The organism is Salinisphaera sp. (assembly GCF_035690525.1).
Taxonomy (GTDB): domain Bacteria; phylum Pseudomonadota; class Gammaproteobacteria; order Nevskiales; family Salinisphaeraceae; genus Salinisphaera.
In genome coordinates this window covers 1-14,381 of record NZ_DASSKM010000142.1, presented here as the reverse complement: position 1 = coordinate 14,381, position 14,381 = coordinate 1, and the positions used below count along the sequence as shown (strand labels likewise).

General features: G+C 64.2%; 15 protein-coding genes. All 15 read left to right on the top strand.

Annotated features, from left to right (window positions below):
• Positions 1-37: 37 nt before the first annotated feature.
• On the top strand, positions 38-817 hold the full coding sequence (locus tag VFJ08_RS11000; RefSeq protein ID WP_324997256.1) for a succinate dehydrogenase iron-sulfur subunit: 780 nt from the start codon (positions 38-40) through the stop codon (positions 815-817).
• Positions 818-884: 67 nt separating this feature from the next.
• Positions 885-1,136, top strand: coding sequence for a succinate dehydrogenase assembly factor 2 (locus VFJ08_RS10995; protein ID WP_324997255.1), 252 nt, complete (start codon positions 885-887; stop codon positions 1,134-1,136).
• 230 nt (positions 1,137-1,366) lie between these two features.
• On the top strand, positions 1,367-1,822 hold the full coding sequence (locus VFJ08_RS10990; RefSeq protein WP_324997254.1) for a protein YgfX: 456 nt from the start codon (positions 1,367-1,369) through the stop codon (positions 1,820-1,822).
• On the top strand, positions 1,819-3,225 hold the full coding sequence (locus VFJ08_RS10985; RefSeq protein WP_324997253.1) for an alpha/beta fold hydrolase: 1,407 nt from the start codon (positions 1,819-1,821) through the stop codon (positions 3,223-3,225). Before VFJ08_RS10990 ends, VFJ08_RS10985 begins: the two co-directional genes overlap by 4 nt.
• A 194-nt stretch (positions 3,226-3,419) precedes the next feature.
• Entirely contained in the window at positions 3,420-3,995 is a 576-nt protein-coding gene (gene rpoE, locus VFJ08_RS10980) for an RNA polymerase sigma factor RpoE (protein ID WP_324997252.1), read from the top strand.
• A 7-nt stretch (positions 3,996-4,002) separates the two neighbouring features.
• Positions 4,003-4,773: a sigma-E factor negative regulatory protein gene (locus tag VFJ08_RS10975; RefSeq protein WP_324997251.1), complete on the top strand. Its 771-nt coding sequence runs from the start codon at positions 4,003-4,005 to the stop codon at positions 4,771-4,773.
• On the top strand, positions 4,770-5,786 hold the full coding sequence (locus VFJ08_RS10970) for a MucB/RseB C-terminal domain-containing protein (protein WP_324997250.1): 1,017 nt from the start codon (positions 4,770-4,772) through the stop codon (positions 5,784-5,786). Before VFJ08_RS10975 ends, VFJ08_RS10970 begins: the two co-directional genes overlap by 4 nt.
• A gap of 369 nt (positions 5,787-6,155) precedes the next feature.
• Positions 6,156-7,721: a Do family serine endopeptidase gene (locus tag VFJ08_RS10965; RefSeq protein WP_324997249.1), complete on the top strand. Its 1,566-nt coding sequence runs from the start codon at positions 6,156-6,158 to the stop codon at positions 7,719-7,721.
• Between the two features lie 94 nt (positions 7,722-7,815).
• A complete protein-coding gene (lepA, locus tag VFJ08_RS10960; protein WP_324997248.1) occupies positions 7,816-9,615 on the top strand; it encodes a translation elongation factor 4 in 1,800 nt (599 codons plus the stop codon).
• A gap of 17 nt (positions 9,616-9,632) precedes the next feature.
• Positions 9,633-10,415 carry a signal peptidase I gene (lepB, locus tag VFJ08_RS10955; protein ID WP_324997247.1) on the top strand — a complete coding sequence of 261 codons (783 nt, stop codon included), beginning with the start codon at positions 9,633-9,635 and terminating at the stop codon, positions 10,413-10,415.
• Positions 10,412-10,819: a DUF4845 domain-containing protein gene (locus tag VFJ08_RS10950; RefSeq protein ID WP_324997246.1), complete on the top strand. Its 408-nt coding sequence runs from the start codon at positions 10,412-10,414 to the stop codon at positions 10,817-10,819. Before lepB ends, VFJ08_RS10950 begins: the two co-directional genes overlap by 4 nt.
• Positions 10,820-10,822: 3 nt before the next feature.
• Entirely contained in the window at positions 10,823-11,533 is a 711-nt protein-coding gene (rnc, locus tag VFJ08_RS10945) for a ribonuclease III (protein WP_324997245.1), read from the top strand.
• Positions 11,530-12,423 carry a GTPase Era gene (gene era / locus VFJ08_RS10940; RefSeq protein WP_324997244.1) on the top strand — a complete coding sequence of 298 codons (894 nt, stop codon included), beginning with the start codon at positions 11,530-11,532 and terminating at the stop codon, positions 12,421-12,423. The genes rnc and era overlap by 4 nt, the downstream gene beginning before the upstream one ends.
• A 312-nt stretch (positions 12,424-12,735) precedes the next feature.
• A complete protein-coding gene (gene recO, locus VFJ08_RS10935) occupies positions 12,736-13,482 on the top strand; it encodes a DNA repair protein RecO (protein ID WP_324997243.1) in 747 nt (248 codons plus the stop codon).
• A complete protein-coding gene (locus tag VFJ08_RS10930) occupies positions 13,479-14,243 on the top strand; it encodes a pyridoxine 5'-phosphate synthase (protein WP_324997242.1) in 765 nt (254 codons plus the stop codon). Before recO ends, VFJ08_RS10930 begins: the two co-directional genes overlap by 4 nt.
• Positions 14,244-14,381: the final 138 nt, after the last annotated feature.

The following is a 14,381-nucleotide window of genomic DNA, read 5'->3' as shown; positions in this document are numbered from 1 at the left end:
AGCCGCCGGCGAAGCGCTTTAAAAACGGAGGCCGCCGATGGCTGAATTTTTCCTGCCCAAGAACTCCCGTATTAGCAAGGGCAAGCACTACCCGGCGCCCGAGGACGCGAAAAACCCCAAGACGTTCCGTATCTATCGCTGGGAGCCCGAGGCCGATGAAAATCCGCGGGTGGATAGCTTTACGCTGGATCTGGACCAGTGCGGGCCGATGGTGCTCGATGCGATCATCAAGATCAAGAACGAGATCGACTCGACGCTGACGTTCCGGCGCTCCTGCCGCGAAGGCATCTGTGGCTCTTGTGCGTTCAATATCGACGGCAAGAATACGCTGGCCTGCACCAAGCGCATCGAAGACATCGAAGGCGACGTGCGGATCTATCCGCTGCCGCACATGCCGGTGGTCAAGGACTTAGTCCCGGATCTGACCCATTTTTACGCCCAGCTTTCAGCCATCGAGCCCTGGCTCAAGGTCGACACCGCCGCCCCCACGCGCGAACGCCTGCAGACGCCGGAAGACCGCGAAAAGCTCGACGGCTACTACGAGTGCATCCTGTGCGCCTGCTGTACCACCGCGTGTCCGAGCTACTGGTGGAATCCCGAGCGCTATCTCGGCCCGGCGGTGCTGTTACAAGCCTATCGCTGGATCGTGGATTCGCGCGACGAGGCCACCGGTGACCGTTTGGACGCCCTGGAAGATCCGTTCAAGCTGTACCGGTGTCATACCATCATGAACTGTACCGATACCTGCCCGAAGGGTCTGAACCCGGCCAAGGCCATTCAGGAAACCAAGAAGCTGATGGTCGAACGTCGCACCTGATCGTCCGCGATCGACCCGTGCCCGGCGCTGCCTTTCACCGCCGGGCCTTATCGTCAATGGGACGGATATGAGCGAGAAATCCCGGGTCCGCTGGCTGTGCCGGCGCGGCATGAAAGAGCTGGACGTGTTGCTCGAGCGTTTCGTGCGATCCGACTACGACAGCTTGAGCGAACATCAGCACGATGAATTCGTCCGGCTGCTGCACCACGAGGATCCGGATTTGTGGATGCTGATGATGGGGCGCGCGGAGCCGGAGAACGAGGAACAGGGTGCGCTGCTGCAACGGATTCGCGAGTTCCAGCGCCCGCCGAGCGTCTAATACCAGCCGTTATAATGCTGTAACGATAGCCGATAAGAAAAAGAACAAGTCCGCAAATAAACGCCAAGGCACGCAAAATAAAGAAAATTAGTTTTCATTTGCGGACTGTTTTTGTCTTCCTTTTATATCCTCGTTTTTGCAGGTTGGTATAAATCATCGCTCTTCGTGCGCCGGTTGCGCCGCCGGCCGCGGATTGACGGATCGACGCCAAGCGGGCCTATGCTCGTGGCGTGAGTTTCACCGATACCATTCACGTTCGCCTGCGGCCGTCCCGCATATTGCGCGTCACGAGCCTGCTGGTCCATGTGGCGGCGCTGGCGGTGTTGATCGTTTTGGCCTGTCATAGACCTAGCTTCGCCGCGCTCGCCGTGTGCGTCATCGTCTCCGGCGTTTATGCCGACCGCCGGATCATGCTGCGGCGCTCCTCAGTGATTACGCGCTTGCGTTGGGGCGCCGATCACGCGCTGTACTGGCAGGGCGGCGACGGGGTCGAGCACCGGGGCCGATGTACCGAGGCGAAAAGCTGGGGCGCGCTGTGGGTGCGGCTGCGGGCCCGGGAAGCCGGGCGGCGCTGGCCCTGGGTTTTCATCATCCCGTTCGACGCCGTCGAGCCGGACGTCCATCGACGGCTGCGCGGCCGTTGCCGAACGATGCCGCCCGGCCCCGGTTCCGGCCCCGGCACTTGAGACACGAACGCCCCGGCTGGCGGCGCATGGCCGGCATGGCCTTGCTGCTTATGGCGACCACGACCGTCGCCGCTGCATCCTCCGGGACCGTTCATTGGCGGCCTTGTCCGCCGGCGGTGACAGACGGCTACAGCGCGGCCGTCATGCGCTGCGGCGCGTTCGAGCAGGGCGAATCGCTGGACGGCAAGCCGGTTCGGATCCGTATCACGCGGCTTCAGGCGCGCCCCGATCGGCCGACGCCGCATCCGATCGTTTATGTGCCGGGTGGCCCCGGCGACCCGGGTGGACAGCGCCCGCAAGCCTTGCAAGCCTGGCGTCGTTTTCAGCAGCGCGCGGGCTGGCCGCGCGATCTCGTGATCTTCGATCCGCGCGGCACCGGGCTCAGCACGCCGCGCCCGAGCTGCGGGCAAGTCAAACCCGAAGCGGGCAAGGATGAACTGGCGGCATGCTTTCATGCGCTTGGCGCCGATACGGTTGGCGATCTCGGTGTCGACGCCCAGGTCGCCGATCTGCATCGGCTCATCGCCGCGCTCGGTCAGGGCAGCGCCACCGTCTGGGCCGAATCCTACGGTGCGCTTATCGCGCGCCGGCTGGCCCTGCGGCATCCGGACGACGTGCAAGCGATGATTCTCGACTCACCGGTGCTGCACCCGAAGCCGCTCGCCCGGCGGCGGGCGGCGGCATTCCGTCGGCGCCGGCAGCAGTTGATCGCCGGCTGCCGCGCGCATTTGCAATGCCGGCTCACGGCGCCTTCACTGGGCGCCGTCATCGACGGGCTGATCGCCGCACGGCGGCGCGATCCGACGGTTATTTCGTGGGCGCGCCCGCCGTATCGCGCCCGCACGATCGAACTGAACGGCGCCGTGGTGCGCACGCTCGTCATGTTGACGGGCTACGGCGGACGCGATGATGCAGCCGTGCGCCGTATCTTGCGCGCCGCCATGACCGAGCGCGCGGTGCTGGCGTCGCTGGCCGGCCCGCTGGTCGCGCTGGCTCGGCGCAAGCATCGAACCGCGCCCGTCTACTGGAGCACGCGTTGTCAGTTCACCCGGACACGATCGGGTGCCAAGCCAGACACGCCGTGTGCGCGCTGGCCGGTCGCGCCGCTCGCGGCAACCGCTGGAAATATCGCGGTCCCGGTACTGGTAATCTCCGGCGAGCGCGACATACTGACGCCGCACGATGTCGCGATACGGGCGGTTCTGGCGCATCCGCAATGGCAGTTCCTGAGCGTGGCCGAGACCGGCCACGGTGTACTCAAGCGCGACCCATGCGCACGGCGGGCCATATCGCGTTTCGTCGCGAGCGGCGGCGCGTGGCTCGACACGTTACGATGCCCGCCGGCATTGGCAGGAGATAAGCCTGAACGGCACGCGAATGACGCCGCCCGCGCGCCTCGATAGACTATGACTCCGTCATCGCCGTCGCCTGGATGGATACCGCCCGCATGGTAATCTGCCAACCGCCTAAAAAAATTGCCGAACTATTCGCGCCGCCCGTGGTCTACGGGGGTAACGATATGGTGCTTTGGCAAAGCGAGGCAGATGCACGCCGATCCATCCTGACAAGTCGTAATCCGGGCGCGTGCCGCGTTTAGATGAGCGAAGACGCTTCCGACGATCAACTCGTCGCGCGGGCACAGGCCGGCGACGATCGCGCCTTCGACCTGCTGGTGCGCAAATATCAGCACAAGGTGGTCAAGCTGGTGGCGCGATACGTCAGCCCGGCGGATGCGCCCGATGTCGCGCAGGAAGCCTTCATCAAGGCGTATCGCGCGATTGCCGGGTTCAAAGGTAATAGCGCGTTTTATACATGGCTCTATCGCATTTCGATCAATACCGCAAAGAACTATCTGGTGGCGCGCGCCCGGCGGCCCGCCAGCCAGGATATCGATGTGGTGGATGCCGAGGCCTTCGGCCATACGGATCGTTTTTCCGAGCAGGACACCCCCGAGGCCCTGATGGAAAGCGAGGAGATCCGCAATGCGGTGATCACGGCTATACGCGAATTGCCCGAGGATTTACGTACGGCCATCATGTTGCGCGAACTGGACGGCATGAGTTACGAAGAGATCGCGCAGTCTATGGATTGTCCGGTCGGTACCGTGCGCTCGCGAATATTCCGGGCGCGCGCGGCGATCGAGGAAAAGCTGGTGTCCCTTGCGGACAGGTGAGGTTGTTATGAACGAGCAGTTGTCCGCCTTTCTGGATAACGAGGCCACGCGAGACGAGGCCGATTCGGTGGTCAACGCGCTGCTGCGCGACGAAGCGCTGCGCGATAGCTGGACCCGTCAGCACTGGATTCGAACGACCCTGCGCTCGCATAGCGCCGAAACGGTGGTGGATGTCGATACCGGTTTCGCCAACCGGGTGATGGCGGCGATCGCCGCCGACAATTATCCGGAGGCCCCCGGTTATCCGGAGACCCTGGCGCCGAGACGCGGCAGCGAAATGCCGGCGGCGGCCCGCCACAGGCGCCCGCGGCGTTGGCGTGGTGTGGCCGGCGTGGCCGCCGCGGCCTCGGTGGCCGGCGTGGTTTTTCTCACCGGCAGCCCGTTCGTGCGCGGCGGTATGTCCGGCGGCGAAGGCCGCATGACGGTCGCCGGCAACGGCCAGACCGCCACCCGCACCGGGGACACCGTCGACGCCAAGCGCCAGGGGTTCGGCGCCGGCGGCTGGAACGAACGGCTGGCCGATTTCAGTTCGATTTCGGCGCAACCGGTGCGGGTGCAGACCGTGGCCGCGGGTGGGCCGGCTTCCGGCATGGCCTCACGCGGCCTGCGCGCAGCCGCGGGGCCGGCCGACCATTGGTCCGTATCCGATCCGGCCGTGCGCGATGAACTCAACGGCTATTTGGTGGATCACAACGGCATGGCGCGCGCCTACGGCATGTCGAGCACGACACCGGCGCTGGTTCGTGTCGCGGCCTACGGACAGGATGTGACGCAGTGACGAGAGCGCTTTCGGCGTTCCTCGTCCTATTCGGATTGATCGCCCCGGCCCTGGCGGCGCCGCAGAACAAAGACGGCGACAGCGCCGAGGCGATCGACCTACTCACCCAGGCTTCCAAGGCCGTACGCCGCGAAACCTATCGCGGCATCATCGTTTATCTGCGCCAGGGCGATGTCGACACGCTCAAGGTCGTGCACCGCTATTACGACCACGAGGAACAAGAACGGCTGATTTCGATGAGCGGACAGGTGCGTGAAGTCATCCGCAAGGGCGACAAGGTCACCTCGATCCTGCCGGACCACGAGTTGGTGCTGGTTTCCGAGCATCCGCCGAAAAGCATGCTCGGCGGCATGTCGCATTTTTCGCCAAAGCGGCTCAAGGCCAATTATCAGGTGGTCGATCTCGGCACGGCGCGCACGGCCGGGCGCGATTGCCGGGTGATCGCGATCCGGCCGCGTGACAAGTTTCGCTACGGCTACAAGATGCTCATCGACAGCAAGACTCAGTTGCCGCTCAAGCTCAATCTGCTTCACCACGGCAAGCGGCTCGAGCAGATGATGTTTACCGACATCGCCTTTCCCGACCATATCCCGGATTCCGAATTCGTGCCGAGCTACGATGTGCACGGTTTTCGCATCGTGCGGCATCAGGCGGTGCACGTGTCCGAAAGCGCGTCGGACAAACGTGAGGAGCAATGGCATGCCACCAACCTGCCGCCCGGTTTCAAACTGGCCGAGGACGGGGTCCGGCAGCTAACCTCGGATGCTTCGGTTCGCCAGATGCTGTTCACCGACGGCGTGGCCACCGTATCGGCGTTCATCGCGCCGGCCGGTCTGCGCGCGCCGCTCAAGGGGGCGACCCGCATGGGGGCCGTCCACGCCTATGGCGATATCGTCGACGATACCCAGATCACCGTGGTCGGCGAGGTACCGGCGATCACCGCGCGCCGTATCGCACAAAACCTCGTGCAGGAAAAAAACACCGCGAAGAAGGCGCCGGCGGCAAACGATTAACCCGGCAAAGCCGGATGCGGCGACGTGGGTCGAGCGGCCGGGCTAGACTATAAAGGCGTTAGAGCCTGTTCATGATCCCCACGGCACCGCGTTGCGACCCAAAATCGTGTCAGGCAAGGCGCAGGGCGCCGGCCGCAGTCATTCTGCGGTCAAGCCCTGCAACGCCGAATGGCGCGATTTTGGGCCGCAACCCGAAGGGCCGGTGGCTATTTTTCCGCAATACGGCGTTGCAGCTCACTTATGTAGCTAGGCTACACTACGCTCGCTGCGCCTTGTCTTGCGGAAAAATAGCCGCCGGCGCGGCGTCGTGAGGATTATGAATAGGCTCTTAGAGAGACGCGACGCCGACAACGAACAAAGGACGACACAATGCAGATGCTTCGCAGACGCGCGGGGTGGGTGATCCTGGCCGTGAGCGGCGCGTTGGTGCTGGCCGGCTGCGGCGGCGACGATTCGCAGTCCAACGATCAGGCCCGCGCCCCGGATCAATCCGCGCAACCGGCGCCGGATGCCAACAGCGACGGTCAACCGCTGGTGTCGGGGCTTCCGGATTTCAGCCGCCTGGTCAAGAAGGTGTCGCCGGCGGTGGTCAATATCAGCGCGCTGCCGCCGTCGGATAGCGGCGACGGCTCGTCGCAGAAGGCGCCCGACGACGCGCTCGGCGACTGGCTGCGTAAATTCTTCGGCGACGGCGCCGAACACAGCGGCCCGGATTCGGGCATGCCGCGGTTGCCGGACAGCAGCGAGCATGTGTCGCTCGGGTCGGGGTTCATCATTTCGCCGGACGGCTACATTCTGACCAACCGTCATGTGGTCGCGGGCGCGGGGCAGATCGTGGTCAAGCTCAACGACCGTCGTCAGCTCATCGCCAAGGTGGTCGGCGCCGACCCCGATAGCGACGTGGCCGTGCTCAAGGTCGAGGCGGATCACCTGCCGACCGTGCAGATCGGCGACCCGGACAAGCTCGACGTGGGGGCCTGGGTGGTCGCGATCGGCTCGCCGTTCGGGTTCGAGACGTCGGTGACCGCCGGCATCGTCTCGGCCAAGGGGCGCAGCCTGGCCGACGACCAGTACGTGCCGTTCCTGCAGACCGACGTGGCGATCAATCCCGGCAACTCCGGCGGCCCGCTGTTCAATCTCGCCGGCAAGGTTGTCGGCATCAATTCGCAGATCTACAGCCAGACCGGCGGCTATCAGGGCGTGTCGTTCGCGATTCCGATCGATATCGCGATGCATGTCGCCAAGCAGCTAAGGACGACCGGGCATGTCACCCGGGGCTGGCTCGGCGTGCAAATCCAGAACGTCGATCGCGAGCTGGCGCAGTTGTTCGAGCTGGCCCGGCCGGAGGGCGCGCTGGTCACCCAGATTTTCAAGGGCAGCCCGGCATCCGAGGCCGATATCCATGTCGGCGACATAATCCTGGCCTGCAACGGGCATCCGGTGGACACGGCGTCCGATTTGCCGCCGTTGATAGCCTCGATCGCGCCCGGCGAGAAGGCCAAGCTCAAGATTCTGCGCGACGGCGACACGCGCACCGAGCAGATCACGATCGCGGCGCTGCCGCCCCGTCTGCAAGGCGGCGCCGGCGGCGCCGGCGGCTCCGGCGCCCCCGGCGGTGAGACAGACCCCGGGTCATCGGCGTTCGGCCTGACGCTGGAGTCGCTCGACGCCAAGCAGCGGCGGGCGCTCGGACTTGACCGCGGCGGGGTACGCGTGACCGATGTCGCGCCCGGTCCGGCTGCCGAGGCCGGGCTGCAGGCCGGCGACGTGATTCTCAGCGTCGGCTCGACCGATGTCGAGGATCGCCAGGCGCTGCTCGACGCTTTGCGGCAGACGGATGGTCCGGTCGCGCTGCTGGTGCTGCGCGACGGCGTGCGCCTGTATCTGCCCATGCAGACCGGGGACACGGGCAAGAGCGGCAGCGGGGGCGGCTAAAAAATCCATCGACGGGCGCGTATACTGCGCGTCGTAATCCGTATCGCCCCGGCTTGCCCGGGGCGATTGTTTTGGGCCGGCGTCCGAACCCTGAATGCAGTCACATATTCGCAATTTCTCGATCATCGCGCACATCGACCACGGTAAATCGACCCTGGCCGATCGTTTCATCCGGACCTGTAACGGCCTGACCGAGCGCGAGATGGCGGACCAGGTTCTCGACTCGATGGACCTGGAGCGCGAACGCGGCATCACCATCAAGTCGCAGGCGGTCACGCTCGACTACACCGCCGCCGATGGCGAGACCTATAAGCTCAATTTCATCGATACGCCGGGCCACGTCGACTTTTCCTACGAAGTCTCGCGTTCGCTTGCCGCTTGCGAGGGGGCGCTGCTGGTGGTCGATGCCTCGCAGGGCGTCGAGGCGCAGTCGGTAGCCAACTGCTATACCGCGATCGAGCAGGATCTGGAAGTCGTGCCGGTGCTCAACAAGATCGATCTGCCGGCCGCCGACGCCGATCGCGTGGCGCAACAGATCGAGGACGTGATCGGTTTGGAGGCCACCGATCGGCTGCTGGTCTCGGCCAAGTCGGGCGAGGGCGTAACCGACGTGCTCGAGGCGATCGTGCGTCGTATTCCGGCGCCCGGCGGCTCGGCCGACGAACCGCTGCAGGCGCTGATCGTCGATTCCTGGTTCGACAATTATCTCGGCGTGGTCTCGCTGGTGCGTATCGTCAACGGCCGTCTGACCGCCAAGGACCGCATCCGCGTGATGGCGACCGCGCGCGAGTACGTGGTCGACGGGGTGGGCATTTTCACGCCCAAGAAAAAGCCGCGCGACGCGCTGGAAGTCGGCGAGGTCGGCTACGTCATCGCCGGCATCAAGGACATCGACGGCGCGCCGGTCGGCGATACGTTGACCCACGCGCATGCGCCCTGCGCGATGCGTCTGCCGGGCTTTCGCCAGATTCAGCCGCGGGTGTTCGCCGGCGTCTACACGGTCAACTCCGACGACTACGAGGATTTCCGCGACGCGCTGGCCAAGCTGCGCCTGAACGACTCGTCGCTGAACTACGAACCCGAAACCTCGGCCGCGCTCGGCTTCGGTTTCCGCATCGGCTTTCTCGGCATGCTGCACATGGAGATCGTGCAGGAACGCCTGGAGCGGGAATACAACCTCGATCTGATCACCACCGCGCCCACGGTGGTCTATCAAGTGGCGACGCATGCGGGCGAGGAACTGGCGATTTCCAATCCACAGCAATTGCCGCCAACCGGCGAGATCGACGAGATCCGCGAGCCGATCATCAAGGCGAGCATTCTCATGCCGCAGGAGTTCATCGGCCCGGTGATGCAGCTGTGCATGGAAAAGCGCGGCGTGCAGAAGAACATGGCCTATATGGGCAACTCGGTCGCCATGGATTTCGAGATGCCGTTGTCGGAAGTCGTGCTCGATTTCTTCGACCGGCTGAAATCCGTTTCCCGCGGTTTCGCCTCTTTCGAGTACGATTTCGTACGTTTCCAGGCCGCCGATCTGGTCCGTCTCGATGTACTGATCAACGGCGACGCGGTGGACGCGCTGGCGCATATCGTGCATCGCGATCAGGCCTACGACCGGGGCAAGGCGCTGGTCGACAAGCTCAAGAATATCGTGCCGCGTCAGATGTTCGACGTGGCTATCCAGGCCACGATCGGGACCCGCATCATCGCGCGTTCGACGGTCAAGGCGATGCGCAAGAACGTGACCGCCAAGTGCTACGGCGGCGATGTCTCGCGCAAGCGCAAGCTGCTCGAGAAACAGAAGGAAGGCAAGCGTCGGATGAAACAGCTCGGCAGCGTGGAGATTCCCCAGGAAGCTTTCCTCGCCGTGCTTTCGACGGATGACAAGGGTTAGTTGGGGACCGCGATCTCATGAGCCATATCGACATGAACTTCGAAGCCTGGCTGACGCTGGCGTGTTTGATCACCGGCATCGTCTGGCTCGTGGACCGCCTGGTGTTGTCCAAACGGCGCCCGGCCGGCGCCGAGGGCAATTGGGCGACCGAATTTTGCCGCTCGTTCTTTCCTGTCCTGCTGGCCGTGCTCGTGCTGCGGGCCTTCGTGTTCGAGCCGTTCCGCATCCCTTCGAAGTCGATGGTGCCCACCCTGCTGGTGGGCGACTTCGTGCTGGTAACGAAGTTTTCTTATGGCCTGCGCCTGCCGGTCACGCATACCAAGATCCTGGATACCGGCGAACCGGAACGCGGGGATGTGGCGGTGTTTCGCTACCCGCGCAATCCCAGCGAGGACTACATCAAGCGTATCATCGGTCTGCCGGGCGACCACATCACCTATCGTGACGAGCAGCTATACATAAACGGCAAGCCGGTGCCGAAGAAATATCTGGGGCTGTATAACGGCCCGGATGCCGATATTTATGATCAAATGAAGCTGTTCCTGGAAAAGTTGCCGGGGGACGACGATCCGCACAAAATGCTGCACGTGATCGGGCGTAACGGCCCCGAAGCCAGCGTTACCGTGCCCGAGGGCATGTATTTCGCGATGGGGGATAATCGCGATAACAGCTCGGATTCGCGTATCTGGGGCTTTGTGCCGGAACACAACCTGGTGGGGCAGGCGGTGATGATTTGGCTGAGTATCGATTTCTCCGATTTCGACATACGCTTTTCGCGCATCGGCACATGGCTGGGTTGAGCGATAGGCCGCGTACCGTCGGGGCCGCGGCCCGCCAGGGCGGTTTCACGCTTTGGTCGGCTCTGTATGTGCTGATCACGTTCGGCATCATCGTGTTCGTGGCGGTGCGCAGCGTGCCCGTGTATCTGAACAATTTCGAGATCCAGAAAGCGTTGGCCGCAGTCGCCAACGATCCGTCGATGCAGCACGCCGATATCATGGCGATTCAACGCGCCGTGGGCCGGCATTTCGAAGCGGGTTATACCTCGGGCGTATCGCCACGGGACGTGACCATCGGCCACGCGGGCGCGGCGCGCGTGATCGAACTGCGCTACGAGGTGCGCCGGCCGCTGGCGTTCAACATGTCGCTGGTCTACAGCTTTAAGGATACGGCCCGGATGACCGGCGGCGGCCCGGGGGATTGAGCGGTGGCAAATGAGGGCGAATCGGTCAACCGCGCCCAGGCGCGCGATGCATTCGAACAGCGCATCGGCCATGTTTTTTCCGCCCGCGCGCTGCTCGCCCAGGCGCTCACGCATCGCAGCGCCGGGCCCAATCATAATGAACGGCTCGAGTTTCTCGGCGACGGCGTACTCAATTTCGTGATCGCCGCGGCGCTGTTCGCGCACCATCCGGATGCGCCGGAGGGCGATCTCTCGCGGCTGCGCGCGGCACTCGTGCGCGAGCGTACGCTGGCCGAAATCGCCGACGAGCTCGCGCTCGCCGATCTGCTGGTGCTCGGCCCCGGTGAAAGTCGGACCGGCAGCCGGCGGCGCGCGTCGATCAAGGCCGACGCGGTGGAGGCCGTGCTGGGCGCGATCTACTGCGATGCCGGCTTCGATCGCGCCCGCGAGGTGATTCTCGCGCTATATCGCCGGCGTCTGGCCGAATTGCCGAGCGCCGATAGCCTCAAGGACGCCAAGACCCGCCTGCAGGAATGGCTGCAGGCCCGCGGACGTATGCGGCCGGAATATGAAGTGGTCCGCGTTTCCGGCGCCGATCACGCCCAGCATTTCGTGGCACGCTGTCGTCTGACCGACAGCGGCGACGCGGTCGAGGGCGAAGGCGGCGGCCGGCGCAAAGCCGAGCAGGCCGCGGCCCAACGAATGCTGCAACGCCTGGAAGGCAAACAGACATGAACGAATCCACATCGGCCAGAAGCGGCATGGTGGCCTTGGTGGGCCGGCCCAATGTCGGCAAATCGACGTTGGTCAACGCGTTGGTGGGCGAGAAGGTCTCGATCGTCACGCCCAAGCCGCAGACCACGCGGCACCGCATTATCGGCGTGCTCACGCGCGACAACGTTCAGATCGCGCTGGTCGACACCCCCGGCCTGCACACCGGCGCCAAGACCGCGCTCAACCGGGTGATGAACGAGACCGCCATGGCGAGCCTCGCCGGCATCGATTGCGTGCTGTTCGTGGTCGAGGCCGGACAATGGCGCGCCGACGACGCCGCCGCGCTCGCCCGGCTGGAAAAACTCGATACCCCGGTCGGTCTGGTCGTGAACAAGACCGATCGCGTGCCCGACAAGACCGAATTGCTGCCCTTCATCGAACGGCTGGCCGCCCGGCGCGCCTTCGATTTCGTGGTGCCGCTGTCGGCCCGGCGCGCGGACAACCTCGAAGCGTTGATCGACGAATGCGTCGCCCGTATGCCCGAAGGGCCGTATTTGTTCCCCGAGGATGAATACACCGATCGCAACATGCGTTTTCTCGCCGCCGAGGCGGTGCGCGAGAAGCTGATGATGCATCTACAGCAGGAGTTGCCGTATTCGATCGCGATCGAGATCGAGCGTTTCGACACCTCGGGCGAACAGATCGAAATTCATGCCTGTATCTGGGTCGCGCGCGACAACCACAAATCGATCGTCATCGGCCGGGGCGGCGCCATGCTCAAAAAGATCGGCCGCGCGGCCCGGCTCGACCTGGTGGACCGGCTCGGCCAGCGCGTGGACCTGCGGCTCTGGGTCAAGGTCCGCGACAACTGGATCGACTCCGAAGCCAGCGTGCGCGATCTCGGCCACTGAGCGCTTTGCATTAAAAACGAAGACATTTAACCGCAGATGTACACAGATTCACGCAGATTGAATACAGAGGAAGAACAGGCAGAAATTCTTTTTTGAACTGTGTGCCTTTGCGTGTATCTGCGGATAAAAGGCTTTCTGTCGCCTCGCACAGACATGAATACAGATTTATCCGCAGATCTACGCAGATAGACGCAGATTGAATACAGAGGAAAAGCAGGAGATTCTTCTCTTTTATCTGCGTGAATCTGCGTAGATCTGCGGTTAATAAATGCCTTACGCTTCATGTGGTGGAGTCCGACTACTTAAATCGCCATGCGTGTTGAGCTGAGTCCGGCGCTGATTTTGCATCGTCGCCCTTGGCGCGATACCAGCTTGATCGTCGAGGCGTTTTCGCGCGAGCACGGGCGCATCGGAGCGGTGGCGAAAGGTGCGCGCCGGGTCAAATCGCGCTGGCGCGGGCTGCTCGAGCCGCTTTCGGCCGTGGCGCTGTCGTGGAGCGGGCGCGGCGAGCTTTATACGCTGACAGGGGTGGAATACGTACGCGGACACAGCTTAAGCGGCAACGCGCTGATGGGCGGGCTGTACGCCGCCGAATTGGTGCTGCGCTTGACCGCTCGCGACGACCCCCATGCCCGTATTCACGACAGTCTGGCGGCGCTGCTCGCGGCTTTGGCCGAAGGCGCGCCGGCCATCGTCGGCCTGCGCTTCTTCGAACGCGATTTGCTGGACGAACTGGGCTACGGCTTGAATCTCGCCGAGACTGACGCCGGCGAAGCCGTGGCGGCCGACGCCGAGTACGCCTGGCATGCCGAGCACGGCCTGCGCCGCGGCGCCCCGTGCGCCGGTGAAATCGCGGTGGCGGGGCGAACGCTGGCCGGCTTGAACGCGGGCCGACTGCCCGATCGCGAATCGATTCGCCAGGCGCGCGATCTGATGCAGGCCGCGCTGGCCCCGCACATCGGCCCCAAGCCGCTAAAATCGGTGGCCACACTACAAGCCATGCAACAATTCGCCGGCGGCGCGCGCCGCGGCGAATCCGATGCGGGAGATTCCTCATGAACGCGAGCACCGCGATCCAGCCCTCAGACATGCGCCTCGGCGTGAACGTCGACCATGTGGCCACGCTGCGCCAGGCGCGCGGCACGTCTTATCCAAACGTGGCCGACGCGGCCCGCAAGGCGATCACCGCCGGCGCCAACAGCATTACCGTGCATCTGCGCGAGGACCGACGCCATATCCAGGATGCGGATGTCGAAGCGCTTTGCGCAGCGGGCGATATCGCGGTCAATCTCGAGATGGCGCTCACCGACGAGATGATCGATATCGCGCTCGCCCACAAGCCGCGCGACTGTTGCCTGGTGCCGGAGTCGCGCGAGGAGTTGACCACCGAAGGCGGGCTGGATGTCGCGGCTCAGATCGAGCGTGTGCGCGACGGCCTGGACAAGCTGCACGGCGCGGGCATCAACGTCGCGTTGTTCATCGACCCCGAGATCGACCAGATCGACGCCGCGGCCGAGGCCGGCGCGCGCTTTATCGAAATCCACACCGGCGCCTACGCCGATGCCCGTGACCAGGGCGCTGCGTCGCGCGAACTGGATCGCATCGTCGCGGCCGCCGAGCGCGCGGCCGAACACGGCATCGAGGTACACGCCGGACACGGGCTGCACGTCGACAACGTCGGCGCGATCGCCGAGATCGGGCCGATCGTCGAACTCAATATCGGCCATGCGCTGATCGCGCGCGCGATCTTCGTGGGCCTCGCCGAGGCCGTGCGCGAAATGCGCGCGGCCATGGACGTCGGGCGGCGGGCCTTGCATTAGACACCATGGGTTGACCTGCCCGTCCTCAACGAACGTGGGTTACGTTGAGGACGGGAACGTTCCCAAGCAGAGCCACATTGAGGAGGGCAGGTCATGACCGAGTTTAGCGTTTATGTCGGGTTGGATGTACACAAGGAC

Excerpts from the sequence above, each read along its gene's own strand:
- era (WP_324997244.1), top strand. The coding sequence starts at position 11,530 with ATGAACGAATCCACATCGGCCAGAAGCGGCATGGTGGCCTTGGTGGGC.
- VFJ08_RS10930 (WP_324997242.1), top strand. The coding sequence starts at position 13,479 with ATGAACGCGAGCACCGCGATCCAGCCCTCAGACATGCGCCTCGGCGTG.
- VFJ08_RS10965 (WP_324997249.1), top strand. The coding sequence starts at position 6,156 with ATGCAGATGCTTCGCAGACGCGCGGGGTGGGTGATCCTGGCCGTGAGC.
- lepA (WP_324997248.1), top strand. The coding sequence starts at position 7,816 with ATGCAGTCACATATTCGCAATTTCTCGATCATCGCGCACATCGACCAC.
- lepB (WP_324997247.1), top strand. The coding sequence starts at position 9,633 with ATGAGCCATATCGACATGAACTTCGAAGCCTGGCTGACGCTGGCGTGT.
- VFJ08_RS10995 (WP_324997255.1), top strand. The coding sequence starts at position 885 with ATGAGCGAGAAATCCCGGGTCCGCTGGCTGTGCCGGCGCGGCATGAAA.
- VFJ08_RS10975 (WP_324997251.1), top strand. The coding sequence starts at position 4,003 with ATGAACGAGCAGTTGTCCGCCTTTCTGGATAACGAGGCCACGCGAGAC.
- VFJ08_RS11000 (WP_324997256.1), top strand. The coding sequence starts at position 38 with ATGGCTGAATTTTTCCTGCCCAAGAACTCCCGTATTAGCAAGGGCAAG.
- rpoE (WP_324997252.1), top strand. The coding sequence starts at position 3,420 with ATGAGCGAAGACGCTTCCGACGATCAACTCGTCGCGCGGGCACAGGCC.
- recO (WP_324997243.1), top strand. The coding sequence starts at position 12,736 with ATGCGTGTTGAGCTGAGTCCGGCGCTGATTTTGCATCGTCGCCCTTGG.